The following is a 17,180-nucleotide window of genomic DNA, read 5'->3' on the forward strand; positions in this document are numbered from 1 at the left end:
TACGCCAACGTTTGCGGGAGCACGTCAGCATTCACCGATTCTATAAAGTGCTTTCATCATGTATTTTAGCCTGTACCTGCACCCTTCTGGAGCCTGCTCATGCCACTCGTTCGCATCGACATCAAAAAACGTCAGGACCCCTCCTTCGCCAAGCGTGTCGGGCAATTGGTCTATGCGGCCATGCACACGTCCATTGGTGTGCCCGAGAATGATAACTTCCAGATCCTCAACGAACACGACGAACAGCATTTCATCTTCGACCCGCAGTATCTGGGGATCCATCGCACCGATCAGTTGGTGGTGATCCAAATCACCCTGAGCGAAGGTCGTACCGTGGATCAGAAGAAACGGCTCTACAAAACCATCGCCGAGAGCCTCCACGCAGAGCTGGCCGTGCGCCTTGAGGACATTTTCATTAATCTGGTGGAAGTGAAAAAAGAAAACTGGTCCTTCGGTAACGGAATCGCCCAGTACGCCCTCTGAACCCACATTGATCTTTGTGAGCCGCCAATGCCCCGTGTTTCCCGCAAGCAAGCCGAACTCAACCGCGAAATCGTCGTCGAGGCCGCCACGCGGCTGTTCCGCGAACGAGGCCTGCACGGCATCAGCGTCGTCGATCTCATGGGTGCAGCGGGGCTGACCCATGGCGGCTTTTATGGGCAATTCGAATCGAGAGAGGCGTTGGCCCGGGAAGCCTTTGGCCGCGCCTTCAAGGAGTCCGGCGAACGCTGGCTGGAGCGGATGAACGCCCACCAGGACAAAAATGCCGCTCGCCAGGCGGTGATCGAGCCCTACCTGTCGGCGACCAGTCGCGACAATCCGGGGGAAAGCTGCCCTGTGGCAGCGTTTGTCGGCGATATGTGCCACGAAGCGACCGACAGCGCTCTACGCCAGACCTTCGTCAAAGGCATCGACTCGGTGCTCGACACCTTTGCACCGCTGATGGACAGCGGTGACCCCAAGCGCGATCGGCAGCAGGCGCTGGTGCAATATGCGCTGATGGTCGGTGCGTTGACCCTGGCCCGGGCCACCCGTGGCGATGAACTGTCGGATGAAATCCTGCAGGCCGCACAAAGCTTTTTGACAACGTCATAACCACCCTCTGCCGTTCCGCTATGATCATCTGGCAGCGCCGCACAATGCGTGCGTTGCCACCGCGCTTGCACGCCAGCAATCTCAGGGAATATTCGCGCAACAGGAGCCCAGCATGCCCGCAACCGTTTTGGTCCTGGTTGAAACCATCAACGATTACCTGCCCATTCTCGAACATCAGGGCTTCCACCTGATTCTGGCCCCCACCCCCGCCGAACGCGCCGAAGCCATTGCCACCCACGGCGCACGGATCGATGCGGTGCTGACTCGCGGACCACTGGGGCTTTACGCCGATGAAATCGCTTTACTGACGGCGCTGAAGATCATTTGCGTGATCGGTGCAGGCTACGAACACGTCGACCTGCAAGCCGCCGCCGACCGGGGCATCACCGTCACCAACGGTGCGGGGGTCAATGCCTCGTCGGTGGCTGACCACGCCATGGCGATGCTGTTGTCGCTGGTGCGCGACATCCCCCGAGCCGACGCTGCCGTGCGCCGGGGTGAGTGGCCAAAAATCATGCGCCCATCGCTGGCCCACAAGCGCATGGGCATCCTGGGCCTTGGCGCCGTCGGCATGGCCATCGCCAAACGGGCGGCCAATGGCTTCGACATGAGCATCAGCTACCATAACCGCCAGCACCGCAGCGATGTGCCCTACTCCTTCTGCTCAACGCCCACCGAACTGGCCCGTGCCTCGGATTTCCTGGTGGTGGCCACCCCTGGCGGCCTCGGCACTCGCGGCCTGATCAACAAATCGGTGCTGGAGGCCCTGGGTCCCAACGGTTTCCTGATCAACATAGCCCGCGCCAGCGTGGTGTCGACGGTGGATCTGGTCAGTGCGCTGGAGCAGCGGCGCATTGCCGGCGCGGCGCTGGATGTGTTCGACCACGAGCCGCAGGTGCCTGACTCACTCAAGGTATTGAGCAACGTGGTGCTCACCCCCCACGTGGCGGGTTTGTCCCCCGAGGCCACGCAAGGCACGGTCGAACTGGTCGGGCGCAACCTGACGGCGTTCTTCTCCGGTCTGCCGGTCATCACCCCGATCCAACTGCCGACATCCGAGACCAAGGCGTTTTTGTAGGACAATTCAAACGGTTGTATCAAAAGCAATGATTGTCCGGCAACACGCCTGTCTATAAGGGCTCGTCGCGGTTGTGGGGACCGGGTGTGGGCATTAGATTGATCACAGCCCTCAGGCCTCTAGAACAAGCACAATAGGGATACGCATGACGCTCACTGACAAGTCCACTCGCATCCGTACCGGCGAAGAGCTCGATGCCAGCCTGATCGATCCTTACCTCAAGACGCACATTCCGGGGCTCAGCGGCTTGCCACAGATCAGCCAGTTTCCGGGCGGCGCGTCGAACCTCACCTACTTGCTCGAATACCCGGAGCAGGAATTTGTCCTGCGCCGCCCTCCCTTTGGCCACAAGGCCAAGTCCGCGCACGACATGGGTCGAGAATTTCGGATCCTCAATCAACTGCGTGACGGTTTCCCTTATTGCCCCAAGGCTTACGTGCACTGCACCGACGAATCGGTGATCGGCGCCGAGTTCTACGTGATGGAACGGGTCAAGGGCATCATCCTGCGCGCGGAACTGCCGCCGGAGCTGGGCCTGGATTCTGCAAAAACCGAAGCCCTGTGCAAGAGTTTCATCGACCGCTTCGTCGAGTTGCATCAGGTTGACTACAACGCCTACGGCCTGGGCGACCTCGGCAAACCCGAAGGCTATGTAGCACGGCAGATCAAGGGTTGGAGTGATCGTTATGAAAAAGCGCTGACCCCTGACGCGCCGCATTGGGAAGCGGTCAAGGCCTGGCTCAATGACAAGATGCCGGCCGACCACCCGACATCGAGCATCGTGCACAACGACTACCGCTTCGACAACGTGATCCTCGACCCGAACAACACGATGCAGATCATCGGTGTGCTCGACTGGGAACTGACCACCCTCGGCGACCCGCTGATGGACCTGGGCAACACCCTCGCCTACTGGATCCAGGCCGACGACCCGGCACCGTTCCAGATGATGCGCCGTCAGCCGAGCCACGCACCGGGCATGCTCACCCGTCGCGAATTCGTCGACTACTACGCCCAGCGCTCGGGCATCCAGATCGACAACTTCGATTTCTACTACACCTACGGCCTGTTCCGCCTCGCCGGCATCGTGCAGCAGATCTACTACCGCTTTTTCCATGGACAGACCCAGGACAAACGCTTCGCGTCATTCATTCAAGTGAACAAACTGCTGGAGCAGATGAGCCTGCAAGTCATCGAGAAATCCAGCCTCTGAGCCAAACACGACACTCAGGCCCAACAATAAGGAACACCCATGTCCAAGACCCCTTTGTTCGACCTCGACGGCAAGATCGCATTCGTCTCCGGCGCCAGCCGTGGCATCGGTGAAGCCATTGCCAAACTGCTGGCCCAGCAAGGCGCTCACGTCATCGTCTCCAGCCGCAAACTCGACGGCTGCCAGCACGTCGCCGACGCCATCATCGCCGCCGGTGGCAAGGCCACCGCCGTTGCTTGCCACATCGGTGAAATGGAACAGATCAACCAGGTCTTCGCCGGCATTCGCGAGCAATTCGGCCGCCTCGACATCCTGGTCAACAACGCCGCGACCAACCCGCAGTTCTGCAACGTCCTGGACACCGACCTCAGCGCCTTCCAGAAAACCGTCGACGTCAACATCCGCGGCTACTTCTTCATGTCGGTGGAAGCCGGCAAGTTGATGCGCGAAAACGGCGGCGGCAGCATCATCAACGTCGCATCGATCAACGGTGTGTCGCCAGGCGTGTTCCAGGGCATCTACTCGGTGACCAAGGCCGCCGTGATCAACATGACCAAGGTCTTCGCCAAAGAGTGCGCGCAGTTCGGCATCCGTTGCAACGCCCTGCTACCGGGGCTGACGGATACCAAGTTCGCTTCGGCACTGGTGAAGAACGAGGCGATCCTCAATACCGCGCTGGCGCAGATTCCATTGAAGCGCGTGGCGGATCCGAGTGAGATGGCGGGGGCCGTTTTGTACCTGGCCAGTGATGCGTCCAGTTATACGACTGGGGTTTCGTTGAATGTGGATGGGGGATTCTTGTCCTGATTGCTGCCATGAATGATTAGGATGCACCGATCTGTCTTCGATGGCCGTGTCGAAGGCAGATCAAATGCGAGTGTATTTGAACAATCAGTATCGGCATGTTGGTCGAGTATGTTTATTGTTGGTGCACGGTAAAGGGTATCTCGGTCGTTTCCTGCGCGACATCATCATAAGATTTCAAGAAAGTTTTCAGTATGTAGTCACCAGCTCCAAGCTGTACGGGAATTTCAGCAAAACCATCGCTATCCGTTACATCAATAGTAATGGGAATCCCTACAATGACTGCTTGAACTGAAATATTAGTCAGCATTACCGACGGATGATTTTTGGCTTCAACATACACATGAAAATACCCCAATTCAAAAGCAATGAACTTCACTCGATCCGGAACAATCCGGTTAAATACGGGTAGTTCCTTGGCAATCGACATATTGAGGACGACAGGGGATTCAGGCCTGTCTTCGAAAGTAAACTTCAGTTGAGCCGAGCCCGTCTTCGTGTGCACAGCGTCAAAGGTAAATTTCGCCGTCGGATCCATGGTCAACCACGTCGCAGGAATAATCTCTCCGAGCGCTCCATCCCCCACCAGCTCCACTTTCACTCGGGTCCTCTCGTAACCGCTGCCGGTTGAATCCACGAGTAGGGCATGACGCCCCCCCATCGCCCCCTGAACGTTGTCACCCGTGGCGACAAGTTTGCCCGCGAATGAAATCTGGGGAGGATTTGCATAGACTTTGCTGGAAAATTCTATTGGACCTGCCATCCCGACAATAGCGGATTGCAACGCCAGTTTGAACGTGGCAGCCGTATCAATATTTGCTGTGATGGCCCAAGCGTAACTCGTCGTATTTCCATCAAAAGGTGGAGTCACGGTAAATTTACTTTTATCAATTCCACTGCCACTGATGTATTTCAAACTGACCGGAATGTCTGCCATGGCGTTTTTTGGTGTCAACGATAATTCAAACGGCTTGCGTGCCTCCACGAAAGGATCTGCGGGCACGGGCAACTTGTTCAATTTAAGCTCCATCTCGTCTGCCAGATGACTGGACAGGACTTTGCTCGCTGCCGTTTCCAGGTTCTGGGTGAACCCTTCTCCCGCCAACTGCAACTTGAACGTCCCGCTTCTGTTGGATGCCTCCACCTTCCACGAATGGGGATCGGCCGATACCAACGTGGTTTTCAGGTCTCCCGGTTGCAGCCCTGAAAGAGCAATGGCATTGAGCACCAGCGCACGACCTCTTAGCGGGCTGTGCTCCTTGTAAACCAGCGTAATGGTCCTTGGGGTCCCCCTGAAGAACACGGCCTCGACGGGGTAAGCCACACCATCCACCCGAAACTCCTGCACCTCTTCACGCAGGTAGCGCGCCATCACACTGCAAACCGGGAGCTTGATACCGGTAATACTTTCAGCCGCCAGCAACTCCAGCTGAAACGTGCCACTGTTGGTATGGGACTTGACGGTCCAGCTGTTAACATTGGCTTCACCCGCAGGGGTCACGCTCAGATTCGATGGCTGTACGCCCGTCAGGGGTGTTCCGGTCATCTTCAGCGGGAACGTGTTCAAGGGGCTACCGGCCTTGTAGGTCAGCGTGACCGTCTGCGCTTCGTTCCGGTAGAACAGGACCTGGGTTGGCGGCGACTCGACGCCGTTCACCAGGACCTTGTCCACCTCATCTGCCAGATTGACGGACATTACCCAACACCGCCGTTCCCACGGGCGCTCGACCTGTTCACTGCCGAACGCCAGGGTCACCACGCCACTGGCACCGGCTTGCGGTGTCACCTGCCAGGTAAATTCGCCGCCCTGTGGATCGACCGGCGTTTGGAACGCCGGCACGGCCTGAACCGTCAACCCGCCTGCTTCGGCCAGTTCGAGGGTTAGTTGCCTGGCAATGTCCGCCGTGGCTTGAACCTTGACCACGTTAGCCTGCCCGCGTATCAGCGCCACCGGGTCGCCAAACGCTGCCTGCGCACCGTTGACGATCAATTTGGCCTGTTGCCACGGGCTTTCCAGGTAGCCGGTGAAGCGAAACTCAGTGGAAATCGGCTGATCGTCGTAGAGATTGTGCACGCTGACCGTAATTGTCTGCTCGCCCTCATTCATGACGGTTTGAGTGAACTCGCTATCGCCCGCAGCATCTGTCGCAACAGTGGTGTCCTTGCCGTCGAACGTCCACACCACCTCCACGTTTTTAGCAGGCTGCTGCGTATAGAAGGACACCAGTCGGACGGTTGCGGTAACTGTTTGCCCGACGATAGGCGCCCCGATGGGCGGCCGCAGGTCTGCAAACTCGCAGCGGTAATGCCCCAGCTTCAACGGGATTACAAGTGCAGGAGCCGTGAACTCACTGGCCACTCGCATCTCCAGATCGCGATCTTCACCCGTGGCGGGACAATGCAACTTGAAGGAAGCGCCGGTCGGGGCCAGGGTTTGAAACTCGCCCAGCTCGGGTTCCAGACTAATTGCATGGGCTGGATCGCCGGCGATTTCGAGACAGGTGACCTGATGGTTGACCCAGGGACTATCGTCTCCGCCCGCAAGGCTCAAGACATGACACAGTTCATTCTCAGCCCCATGGCAGATGTACACTGGACCGAGGACCGTAACCTGGCGAATTTTGCTGTTCATGATTGGGCCTCGATAATCGGGTTCGGAGGGCAAGCCTGGAAGTCCGACTATCGAGAAAAAAACGGGTTGAGGTAACTGTCAGATGTGACAGTTCGGTTAGATCTAATCGAAATAAACGCGTCTAACTGCAACGAGGCAGGCCGGTACCTCCCGGGACCTGCCTCTGCAAATGGCACACCAAGGCGCCGCGTTGTAAATCGCTATTGAGTCACACAGCGCGTGGTGGTTGTCACTCGGGTCACCTCTCCGCTCTCTGCCCGAGGTTCGCCGAGCACATCGGTTTTATCCATGGCCTGGCAAGTGGTTTGAGGAGGCGGTGGCGGAGCAAGAGGCGGCGGTGGTGGCGGACTGGCGCAACCGGCGAGAATCGCCGCGCAAAAGGCCAGCGAGAGAGGTGTGAAAACGCGTTTCCCAGGAATTTTCATAGGTTGACCCGCGATAAGTGATCGACACACTGTTTGTGACAACAGAACGGGCGTGCTAAATCCGTGCTTACGTCATAAATATGGTCGATGTTTCGCCTATCGCCAGGTTCCAGCGTCTGAAGAGCCCTATTGCACCTGCGAACGGGGTGAGTGCAGCGCATTGCTTTGCAGTTCGTAGCGCAATTCTTCGATCAATGCAGCCACCGATTCGGCGGACTGCAATTTGGCGATGCTCAAGCCGCTGACAACAAGGTCGACCTGGCCGGAACCGGGGTGATAGAGCTTGACGGTCAGCGAATGGTCGCCCGTGATCGCGCATTCGCACGCCAGGGGCGAAAAACTGCGTTCTATCAACATACGCAGTTGCGCCAGTGAAATCATGTAATGGGTCCTTTGGCTGTTTCGTAGGGTACGGTCGGGGCATCCGCAGACACCCTTCGCATGCCATAAGCCTAAGAATCCCGACGCCAGCCAGACACCTCCATTTGCACCAGGGGTATTAGTGCATTTGCACCCTAGCGCTGCCCCTTGCCACCCCACTCCCCTGAAAACAGCCCACGTTCACGCGCCCAGACAATTGCTTCGCTGCGGCTGTGCACGTCCAGTTTGAAATACACCGTGGCCACATGATTGCGCACGGTGTTGGGTGCCAGCTTCAGGCGTGCGGCGATTTCCTTGTCGGCGAGGCCTTCACAGATCAGCCCCAACACGTCGCGCTCCCGGGCCGTCAGGTCGGTGAAGGACGCCGTGGGCAGCTTGGGTTTGTTGACGTTCTTGGCGTTCGCGAGTTTTTCGATCAATGTGCGACTGAACCACGACGCGTCTTTCATGACCTCTTCAATCGCCGCCACCAGTTCAAGCTCGGTGCGTTTGCGCTCAGTGATGTCCATCAATACCAGTAGGTAGCAGGGACGGTCCTGGATGTTCACGGTGTCGGCGGAAATCGCACAATCAATCAGTTCCTTGTCCTTCTTGCGCACGCTGGCGTCGATTCGATCCAGGCTGCCGGCTTTTTCCAGGGCGGCAAACATGCGCGTGCGTGCGCCTTTGTCCTGGATGAAATCGATCTCGGCCAGGGTCTTGCCCAGCACCTCTTCACTGGGATAAGCCAAGGTTTCAAGAAAGGCTTCGTTGACATCCAGCACCACCTGGTCTTCAGCGCCACACACCAGGATCGGCACCGGGGTCATGCGATAGGCCTTCGCAAATCGCTCTTCACTCTGGCGCAGAGCCACCTCGGCCTTGCGGCGCGGCTCCATGTCGACGAAGGAAAACAGCATGCAGTCTTCCTCGTTGAGTTCCAGGGGTTGCCCGGCGACGATCACCTGTTTACTGCCGCCGCCCGGCAATTTCAGATCGGCCTGCATCTGGGGAATGGTGACATGTTCGCGCAGGCGCTGGATCGCAAGGTCGCGGTTTTCGGCCCCTTCAAGCACGTCCAGCTCATAAGCCGACGAGCCGATCACGTGATCGCGGGCATAGCCCGTCATTTCCAGAAAACCGGCATTCACCTTGATGTAACGCAAATCACTGAGCCGGCAGATTACCGCCGGGGCCGGGTTGGCATTGAACGTTCTTTCAAAACGCTGCTCGGCGCTGGCCCACTCGCTCACGTCGCCCATGATCAGCGCCAGCGACTCCGGTTCGCCGCGACTGTCCGTCAGGACCATGCTGCGTACCTTGTGCACCCAGGTGCGCTCCTCGTCATCGGCCTTGGTCACTTCAACCAATACATCATCGAACAGCTCGCCACGCGCCACTCGGGCGATCGGATAGTTTTCGAACGAAACCCGGTGATTGTTGCGATAGCGCAGGGTAAAGCGCTCGGCGTACTGCTGCGCATTAGCACCCAGATCGCCGATCTCTCCGACCCCATGCATGGCCAACGCGGCCTGATTGGCCCAGTGGATGGTCTGATCGAGCTCCAGCAGAATCACCCCATCGGACAGGCCGGCGATGATTTGCTGCAATTGACGGCGGTTGGTGTCGGCGGTTGGGACGTCCTGGCTCATTGGCTCTCCACTGGGCGGCATTGGGTGAAAATGTCGACCGCAGCGGCTGTCGATAGTGCAACAAAACGATAACGCCTCTTGATACGCGACCTGCGCACGCTGAACACAGATCATTCAGACTGCACACATCCACTGTGGGAGCGGGCTTGCCCGCGAAAGCGCAGTGTCAGGCGACATCGATGTTGAATGTGCCGGCCTCTTCGCGGGCAAGCCCGCTCCCACAAGGGGTGTATTGCCAGGCACAAATCATCCAGAGCACACACATCCACTGTGGGAGCGGGCTTGTCCGCGAAAGCGCAAGGTCAGACACCATCGTTGTTGAATGTGCCGGCCTCTTCGCGGGCAAGCCCGCTCCCACACGGGGTGTATTGCCAGGCACAAATCATCCAGAGCACACACATCCACTGTGGGAGCGGGCTTGCCCGCGAAAGCGCAGTGTCAGGCACCATCGTTGTTGGATGTGCCGGCCTCTTCGCGGGCAAGCCCGCTCCTACAGGGGCGTGCCATACGCCCGAAGTCATCCTATAACTTTTGATTGACAAGCCTCGAAAACCTCGCAAATATTCGCCCCAATGTTGTACGACGACGTATAACAAAAAATAAAAACAACAAAAAACAAGGGAGCGTCACTGTGAGTCAACTCGCCCGCAATTTCTCTATCTGCACCCCTCGCCCTACCTTCATCCGCCGCAACACCCTCAGCCTGATCGGTTGCAGCAGCCTGGCCGTGCTGGCCATGCCGTTGACTGCCAGCGCCGAAGGTTTTGTCGATGATGGCAAGGCTACGCTGAACCTGCGTAACGCCTACTTCAACCGTAACTACGTCAATCCGGCCTACCCGCAAGGCAAGGCTGAGGAGTGGACGCAGAACTTCATCCTCGATGCCAAGTCGGGCTTCACCCAGGGCACTGTCGGCTTTGGCGTTGACATCCTGGGCATGTATTCGCAGAAGCTTGACGGTGGCAAGGGCACCGGTGGTACGCAGTTGCTGCCGATCCACGACGACGGTCGTCCGGCGGACAACTTCGGCCGGCTGGGCGTGGCGCTCAAAGGCAAGATTTCGAAGACCGAACTGAAGGTTGGCGAGTGGATGCCGGTGCTGCCGATCCTGCGCTCCGATGACGGTCGTTCGCTGCCGCAGACCTTTCAAGGCGGCCAGGTCACGTCCAACGAAATCGCCGGCCTGACGCTGTACGGCGGCCAGTTCCAGAAGAACAGCCCGCGCAACGATGCGAGCATGGAAGACATGTTCATGAACGGCAAATCGGCGTCGTTCAACTCTGACCGCTTCAACTTCGGCGGCGGCGAATATGCGTTCAATGACAAGCGCACCCAGGTCGGCGTCTGGTACTCCGAGCTGAAAGACATCTACCAACAGCAGTATTTCAACCTCAGCCACAGCCAGCCCATGGGCGACTGGACCCTGGGCGCCAACCTTGGCTATTTCATCGGCAAGGAAGACGGCAGCGCACTGGCGGGCGATCTGGACAACAAGACCGCGTTCGCCCTGCTCTCAGCCAAGTACGGCGGCAACACCTTCTACGTCGGCCTGCAAAAACTCAGCGGCGATGACCAGTGGATGCGCGTCAACGGCACCAGTGGCGGCACCCTGGCCAACGACAGCTACAACTCCAGTTATGACAACGCCAAGGAGAAGTCCTGGCAGTTGCGTCATGACTACAACTTCGTGGCGCTGGGCGTGCCGGGCCTGACCCTGATGAACCGCTATATCAGTGGCGACAACGTGCACACCGGGACGATTACCGACGGCAAGGAATGGGGTCGCGAGTCGGAGCTGGCCTACACCGTGCAGAGCGGCCCGCTGAAGAATCTCAACGTCAAATGGCGTAACGCGAGCATTCGCAAGAGCTTCAGCACCAACGAGTTCGACGAGAACCGGATTTTCATCAGCTATCCGATTTCGTTGTTGTAAGCGCCCGGATCGTGACCTGATCACATGGTTTTATTGTGGGAGCGAACCTGCTCGCGATGGCAGGGCATCAGGATGTCCGAGTCATCGTTGACGTCCATCGCGGGCAAGCCCGCTCCCACAGTTACAGCCCCCCATGGCCCAGGTGAAACCCTTCGTCCAATTTTGACCAAAGTCGCGTTGACAAGAGCTGAAAACCCTTACGATACTTCCGCCTTGTCGTACGACAACCTACAACAAATTCAACAATGATTTTGCGTACAGGAACTGCCATGACCTCCACGCCCAATGCCCCTTTCAATCGTCTTCTGCTGACCGGTGCCGCCGGTGGCCTGGGCAAAGTGCTGCGCGAAAGCCTGCGGCCTTACGCCAAAGTCATTCGCCTGTCGGACATCGCCAACATTGCGCCGGCCATCGACGAGCGCGAAGAAGTCGTCACCTGCGACCTGGCAGACAAGCAAGCCGTCCATCACCTGGTCGAAGGCGTGGACGCAATCGTGCACCTCGGTGGGGTGTCGACCGAGCATTCGTTCGAAGACATCCTCGGCGCCAACATTTGTGGCGTCTTCCACATTTACGAAGCAGCACGACGCCATGGCGTGAAACGCATCATTTTTGCCAGTTCCAACCACGTCATCGGTTTCTACAAGCAGGACGAAGTCATCGACGCGCGCTCCCCGCGCCGCCCGGACAGCTACTACGGCTTGTCCAAGTCCTACGGCGAAGACGTGGCGACGTTTTATTTCGACCGCTACGGCATCGAGACCGTGAGCATCCGTATCGGCTCTTCGTTCCCGGAACCACAGAACCGCCGAATGATGAGCACCTGGCTGAGCTTCGGCGACCTGACCCACCTGATCGAACGCGCCCTGTACGCGCCAAACGTCGGCCACACCGTGGTCTATGGCGCCTCGGACAACAAGAACGTCTGGTGGGACAACCGCTACGCCAGCGCGCTGGGCTATGCGCCCAAGGACACGTCCGAAGTGTTCCGCGACAAGATCGAAGCGCAACCCATGCCCGCCGCCGATGATCCAGCAATGGTTTATCAGGGTGGCGCCTTCGTGGCGGCCGGCCCGTTCGGCGACTGATTCATTGCGTTTCACCCATAACAACAACCAAGGGAATGACGCGCCATGCAAGCCGAACTGATTGTCGATGCCCGCAACGCCGTGGGTGAATGCCCCGTCTGGGTGCCCGAGGAAAACGCGCTGTACTGGGTGAATATCCCGGTCGGCGCGCTACAGCGCTGGAGCGCCGACAGTGGCCAGGTCGAAAGCTGGACCACGCCGGAAATGCTCGCCTGCATCGCTCGTCATCGTGATGGCCATTGGGTGGCCGGCATGGAAAGCGGATTTTTTGCCTTGCACCCCCACGCCGACGGCACGATCGACAGCCAGTTGCTGGCCCACGTCGATCATGCCCGCACCGACATGCGCCTCAACGACGGTCGATGCGATCGCCAGGGGCGCTTCTGGGCCGGCAGCATGGTACTGGACATGGGCGCCAATGCCGTCGAGGGCAAACTGTATCGCTACAGCGCCGGACAACGTGGGCCACTCGGTGCGCAACTGGATGGTTTCATCGTGCCAAACGGGCTGGGTTTCAGCCCGGATGGCAAGACGATGTACCTGTCCGACTCCCATCCGCAGGTCCAGCAGATCTGGGCTTTCGACTACGACACCGACAGCGGCACGCCGTCCAATCGGAGGCTGTTCGTTGACATGAAACCGCTCCCGGGACGCCCCGATGGCGCCGCCGTCGATGCCGAGGGCTGCTACTGGATCTGTGCCAACGATGCCGGCTTGATTCATCGATTTACCCCGGACGGTCGCCTTGACCGCTCCTTCACCGTGCCGGTGAAGAAACCCAGCATGTGCGCCTTTGGTGGCAGTCGACTGGACACGCTGTTCGTGACCTCGATCCGCCCAGGCGATGACCAGGACCCGCAATCGCTGGCCGGTGGCGTGTTCGCCCTCGACCCCGGCGTCAAGGGCCTGGCCGAACCCCAGTTCACCCCCTAGCAACAACAGCAACGCTGCTGCACCGCTGTGCCTTGAATACAAAAAAAATAACAACACTGGAGACACCCCCAATGGACTTCAAACGCACTCTTCTCGCCGCTGCACTCCCTCTGGCCTTCACCCTCAGCAGCGCCGCCCATGCGCTGGAAATCAAATTCGCCGACATCCACCCTGCCGGCTACCCGACCGTCGTGGCGGAAGAGCAACTGGGCAAAACCCTGGTCGCCGAGAGCGATGGCAAGCTGACCTTCAAGATGTTCGCCGGCGGCGTACTCGGTTCCGAGAAGGAAGTGATCGAGCAGGCTCAGGTCGGTGCGATCCAGATGGCTCGCGTCAGCCTTGGCATCGTCGGGCCGGTGGTGCCGGATGTGAATGTGTTCAACATGCCGTTCGTATTCCGCGACCAGGCTCATATGCGCAAAGTCATCGACGGTGAGGTCGGCGACGCGATCCTCGACAAGATCACCAACTCCGAATTCAACCTGGTAGCCCTGGCCTGGATGGACGGCGGCACCCGTAACCTTTATACGAAAAAGCCGGTACGCAAGATCGAAGACCTCAAGGGCATGAAAATCCGCGTGCAAGGCAACCCGATGTTCATCGAAACCATCAATGCCATGGGCGGTAACGGCATCGCGATGGACACCGGCGAGATCTTCAGTGCCCTGCAAACCGGCGTGATCGACGGTGCGGAGAACAACCCACCGACCCTGCTCGAACACAACCACTACCAGAACGCCAAGTACTACAGCCTGACCGGGCATCTGATCCTGCCTGAACCCATCGTGATGTCGAAGATCACCTGGGAAAAACTCACCCCCGAGCAGCAAGCCCTGGTGAAAAAAACCGCCAAGGCCGCGCAGGCCCAGGAACGCGCCCTGTGGGACGCGAAGTCCGCCAGCAGTGAAGAAAAACTCAAGGCAGCCGGCGTCGAGTTCATCACCGTCGACAAAAAACCCTTCTATGAGGCCACCGCCTCGATCCGTGAGAAGTACGGCGCGCCTTATGCCGACCTGATCAAGCGCATCGAAGCCGTCCAGTAACCCTCTGCACTCATGAAAGGCCCGGCGCCGCGTACGTTGGTGAACGTGCGTGTGCGCCCGGTTACGGTGGAACCCGATGAAGAATCTACTGCTGCGTATCAACGACAGGCTGTACATGACCTGTATCTGGGTCGCGGGCCTGTCTGTCCTGGCCATTTCCCTGATCATCCCCTGGGGCGTGTTCGCCCGTTACGTCCTCGGCACCGGCTCCAGCTGGCCCGAGCCCACCGCCATCCTGCTGATGATGGTGTTCACCTTCATCGGCGCCGCCGCCAGCTATCGCGCTGGCGCACACATGGCGGTGGCCATGCTCACCGACCGCATGGCCCCGCCATTGCGCCGGACCATGAGCATCGTTTCCCAGTTGCTGATGGCGACCATCTGCCTGTTCATGGCCATCTGGGGCACCAAGCTGTGCATGTCCACCTGGAATCAGTTCATGAGCGCCCTGCCCACCTTGCGCGTAGGCATCACCTACATGCCGATTCCGGTGGGCGGCGTGCTGACGCTGATTTTTGTCCTGGAAAAACTCCTGCTCGGTGACCAGAGCAACCGTAAGGTCGTGCGTTTCGACCTCGTTGAAGAAAGCGAAGGTGCCGCTTAATGGACGCTCTGATTCTGATCGGCAGTTTTATCGCATTGATCCTGATCGGCATGCCGGTCGCCTATGCGCTGGGTCTTTCCGCCCTGATCGGGGCGTGGTGGATCGATATTCCGTTCCAGGCGCTGATGATTCAGGTCGCCGGTGGCGTGAACAAATTCTCCCTGCTGGCGATTCCGTTTTTCGTCCTGGCGGGCGCGATCATGGCCGAGGGCGGCATGTCTCGCCGACTGGTGGCGTTTGCCGGGGTACTGGTAGGTTTTGTGCGTGGCGGCCTGTCACTGGTCAACATCATGGCCTCGACTTTCTTCGGCGCGATCTCCGGCTCGTCGGTGGCCGACACCGCGTCGGTGGGCTCGGTGCTCATTCCGGAAATGGAACGCCGTGGCTACCCACGGGAATTTGCCACGGCAGTGACCGTCAGCGGTTCGGTACAGGCGCTGTTGACCCCGCCCAGCCACAACTCGGTGCTCTACTCGCTGGCCGCGGGCGGCACGGTGTCGATTGCCTCGCTGTTCATGGCCGGCGTTGTCCCGGGCCTGTTGATGAGCGCGTGCCTGATGGTGCTGTGCCTGATCTTCGCGAAAAAGCGCGACTACCCCAAGGGTGAAGTCATCCCGATGCGCCAGGCGCTGAAGATCTGCGGCGAAGCGCTGTGGGGCCTGATGGCGATGGTCATCATCCTCGGCGGGATTCTGTCGGGCATTTTTACGGCCACCGAATCGGCGGCGATCGCCGTGCTTTGGTCGTTCTTCGTGACCATGTTCATCTACCGCGACTACAAGTGGAGCGAGTTGCCGAAACTGATGCACCGCACCGTGCGCACGATTTCGATCGTGATGATCCTGATCGGCTTCGCCGCGAGCTTCGGCTACATCATGACGCTGATGCAGATCCCGGCGAAGATCACCACGATGTTCCTGACCCTGTCGGACAACCGCTACGTGATCCTGATGTGCATCAACGTCATGCTGCTGTTGCTCGGCACGGTGATGGACATGGCGCCGCTGATCCTGATCCTGACGCCGATCCTGATGCCGGTGATTCTCGGCATTGGCGTCGACCCGGTGCAGTTCGGCATGATCATGCTGGTGAACCTGGGGATTGGCCTGATAACACCGCCCGTGGGCGCGGTGTTATTCGTCGGCTCGGCCGTGGGCAAAGTGTCGATCGAGAAAACCGTGAAGGCGCTGCTGCCGTTCTACGCCGTGCTGTTCCTGGTACTGATGGCCGTGACCTACATCCCTGCGCTGTCGCTGTGGCTGCCACACCTGGTGTTGTAATCACGCACTGACCAGCAGGAGCCCCTAAAGCTCCTGCTGTTTGTTCTCGATCCTATTGCGAGTCAACATGACGCCAACCCTGCTTGAACTCGAAGACCCATTCACCCTCCTCACCCTCGCCCCTGAAATTGGCGGTAGCATCGTCAACTGGCGCGTGCGCGAAAGCGGCCAGCCGCTGTTGCGTCACGCCGACAGTCACGCGCTCGAGACCGGCCTGCCGGGCAAGCTCGGCTGCTTTCCTCTGGCGCCGTGGTCCAACCGTATTTCCGACGGTGGTTTCGACCGCCCGGATGGCTGGCTGGCGTTGGAACCGAACAGTCTGACCGACCCGTTTCCGATCCATGGCACGGCGTGGCAACAGCCGTGGCAGGTGGTTTCGCAGTCCTCCTCTGAAGTGGTCCTGCAACTGGACAGCGTGAAGCCTTTCGCCTACCGCGCCCGGCAGCGTTTTCAGTTGAGTGGCGGCAAGCTGACCATTGAACTGCACGTCACCCACCTGGCCGAACGGGCGGCGTGGCATGGCCTGGGCTTGCACCCGTACCTGCCACGTACCCAAGCCACGCGGCTGCAGGCCAGGGCGGATCAGGTGTGGTTGAGCGACGCCGCGAAGTTGCCAACCCGCCAGGTGGCGTTGCCGGCCGAGTGGAATTTTCAGGCGCTGGGAGCCTTGCCCGACACCCTCGTCGACAACGGCTTCTGCGGCTGGGATGGCTACTGCCTGATCCAGCAACCTGACCTGGGTTACCAACTGGAATGCCAGGCTCAGGGCAGCGACTATTTCCTGCTGTATTGCCCGGTAGACCTGGGATTTTTCTGCATCGAACCGGTCAGCCACCCAGTCAACGCGCACCACTTGCCGGGGCGTCCGGGGTTGGTGTTGCTGGAGCAGGATCAAAGCGTGGAAATGGCATTCAGCCTGCAATACACCCCCCTCTAACCCACCCCCTGTAGGAGCGAGCAAGCTCGCGATGGTGGACTAGACCCCGCTGGCATCCAGGCACCCCGCGTCATCGTTAACGACCATCGCGGGCAAGCCCGCT

General features: G+C 59.2%; 15 protein-coding genes. 12 read left to right on the top strand and 3 right to left on the bottom strand.

All coding sequences use genetic code 11. The annotated features are described in order from the left end of the window. The first annotated feature begins 99 nt into the window (after window positions 1-99). The 5 genes from AB4O36_RS12560 (at window position 100) to AB4O36_RS12580 (ending at window position 4,193) form a co-directional block, all read left to right on the top strand. On the top strand, window positions 100-483 hold the full coding sequence (locus tag AB4O36_RS12560) for a tautomerase family protein (RefSeq protein WP_460125593.1): 384 nt from the start codon (window positions 100-102) through the stop codon (window positions 481-483). A 27-nt stretch (window positions 484-510) separates the two neighbouring features. After that, on the top strand, window positions 511-1,095 hold the full coding sequence (locus AB4O36_RS12565; RefSeq protein WP_460125595.1) for a TetR/AcrR family transcriptional regulator: 585 nt from the start codon (window positions 511-513) through the stop codon (window positions 1,093-1,095). A 112-nt stretch (window positions 1,096-1,207) separates the two neighbouring features. After that, window positions 1,208-2,173 (top strand): 2-hydroxyacid dehydrogenase, encoded by a 966-nt coding sequence (locus tag AB4O36_RS12570; RefSeq protein ID WP_460125597.1) that lies wholly within the window; start codon window positions 1,208-1,210, stop codon window positions 2,171-2,173. A 145-nt stretch (window positions 2,174-2,318) separates the two neighbouring features. Continuing rightward, complete coding sequence (locus AB4O36_RS12575; RefSeq protein ID WP_460125599.1) at window positions 2,319-3,386, top strand: phosphotransferase family protein; 1,068 nt, start codon at window positions 2,319-2,321, stop codon at window positions 3,384-3,386. A 39-nt stretch (window positions 3,387-3,425) separates the two neighbouring features. Then, window positions 3,426-4,193, top strand: a complete 768-nt coding sequence (locus AB4O36_RS12580; protein ID WP_460125601.1) for an SDR family oxidoreductase — start codon at window positions 3,426-3,428, stop codon at window positions 4,191-4,193. A gap of 112 nt (window positions 4,194-4,305) precedes the next feature. On the opposite strand, the gene AB4O36_RS12585 is transcribed toward AB4O36_RS12580, so the two are convergent. From AB4O36_RS12585 to AB4O36_RS12595, 3 genes are all read right to left on the bottom strand, one after another. Further along, window positions 4,306-6,822 carry a hypothetical protein gene (locus AB4O36_RS12585; RefSeq protein ID WP_460141908.1) on the bottom strand — a complete coding sequence of 839 codons (2,517 nt, stop codon included), beginning with the start codon at window positions 6,820-6,822 and terminating at the stop codon, window positions 4,306-4,308. A gap of 551 nt (window positions 6,823-7,373) precedes the next feature. After that, on the bottom strand, window positions 7,374-7,628 hold the full coding sequence (locus AB4O36_RS12590; RefSeq protein ID WP_460125605.1) for a DUF1652 domain-containing protein: 255 nt from the start codon (window positions 7,626-7,628) through the stop codon (window positions 7,374-7,376). Window positions 7,629-7,762: 134 nt separating this feature from the next. Continuing rightward, entirely contained in the window at window positions 7,763-9,259 is a 1,497-nt protein-coding gene (locus AB4O36_RS12595) for a helix-turn-helix transcriptional regulator (RefSeq protein WP_460125607.1), read from the bottom strand. A gap of 631 nt (window positions 9,260-9,890) precedes the next feature. Between AB4O36_RS12595 and AB4O36_RS12600 the strand changes: the two genes are divergently transcribed. The 7 genes from AB4O36_RS12600 to AB4O36_RS12630 all read left to right on the top strand — a co-directional run bounded on the left by AB4O36_RS12600 (window position 9,891) and on the right by AB4O36_RS12630 (window position 17,077). Next, window positions 9,891-11,192 (top strand): OprD family porin, encoded by a 1,302-nt coding sequence (locus tag AB4O36_RS12600; RefSeq protein WP_460141909.1) that lies wholly within the window; start codon window positions 9,891-9,893, stop codon window positions 11,190-11,192. Window positions 11,193-11,461: 269 nt separating this feature from the next. After that, window positions 11,462-12,280, top strand: coding sequence for an NAD-dependent epimerase/dehydratase family protein (locus AB4O36_RS12605; RefSeq protein WP_460125611.1), 819 nt, complete (start codon window positions 11,462-11,464; stop codon window positions 12,278-12,280). Window positions 12,281-12,325: 45 nt separating this feature from the next. Further along, window positions 12,326-13,213: an SMP-30/gluconolactonase/LRE family protein gene (locus AB4O36_RS12610; protein ID WP_460141910.1), complete on the top strand. Its 888-nt coding sequence runs from the start codon at window positions 12,326-12,328 to the stop codon at window positions 13,211-13,213. A 71-nt stretch (window positions 13,214-13,284) separates the two neighbouring features. Further along, entirely contained in the window at window positions 13,285-14,256 is a 972-nt protein-coding gene (locus AB4O36_RS12615) for a TRAP transporter substrate-binding protein (RefSeq protein ID WP_460125615.1), read from the top strand. A 76-nt stretch (window positions 14,257-14,332) separates the two neighbouring features. Further along, complete coding sequence (locus AB4O36_RS12620) at window positions 14,333-14,860, top strand: TRAP transporter small permease (RefSeq protein WP_460125617.1); 528 nt, start codon at window positions 14,333-14,335, stop codon at window positions 14,858-14,860. Then, the gene (locus tag AB4O36_RS12625) at window positions 14,860-16,140 is read left to right on the top strand and encodes a TRAP transporter large permease (protein ID WP_460125619.1); all 1,281 of its coding nucleotides are present in this window, start codon (window positions 14,860-14,862) and stop codon (window positions 16,138-16,140) included. Before AB4O36_RS12620 ends, AB4O36_RS12625 begins: the two co-directional genes overlap by 1 nt. A gap of 67 nt (window positions 16,141-16,207) precedes the next feature. Beyond that, complete coding sequence (locus AB4O36_RS12630; RefSeq protein ID WP_460141911.1) at window positions 16,208-17,077, top strand: aldose 1-epimerase; 870 nt, start codon at window positions 16,208-16,210, stop codon at window positions 17,075-17,077. Window positions 17,078-17,180 lie beyond the last annotated feature (103 nt).

The sequence above is a fragment of the Pseudomonas sp. S2_E01 genome, assembly GCF_054668365.1.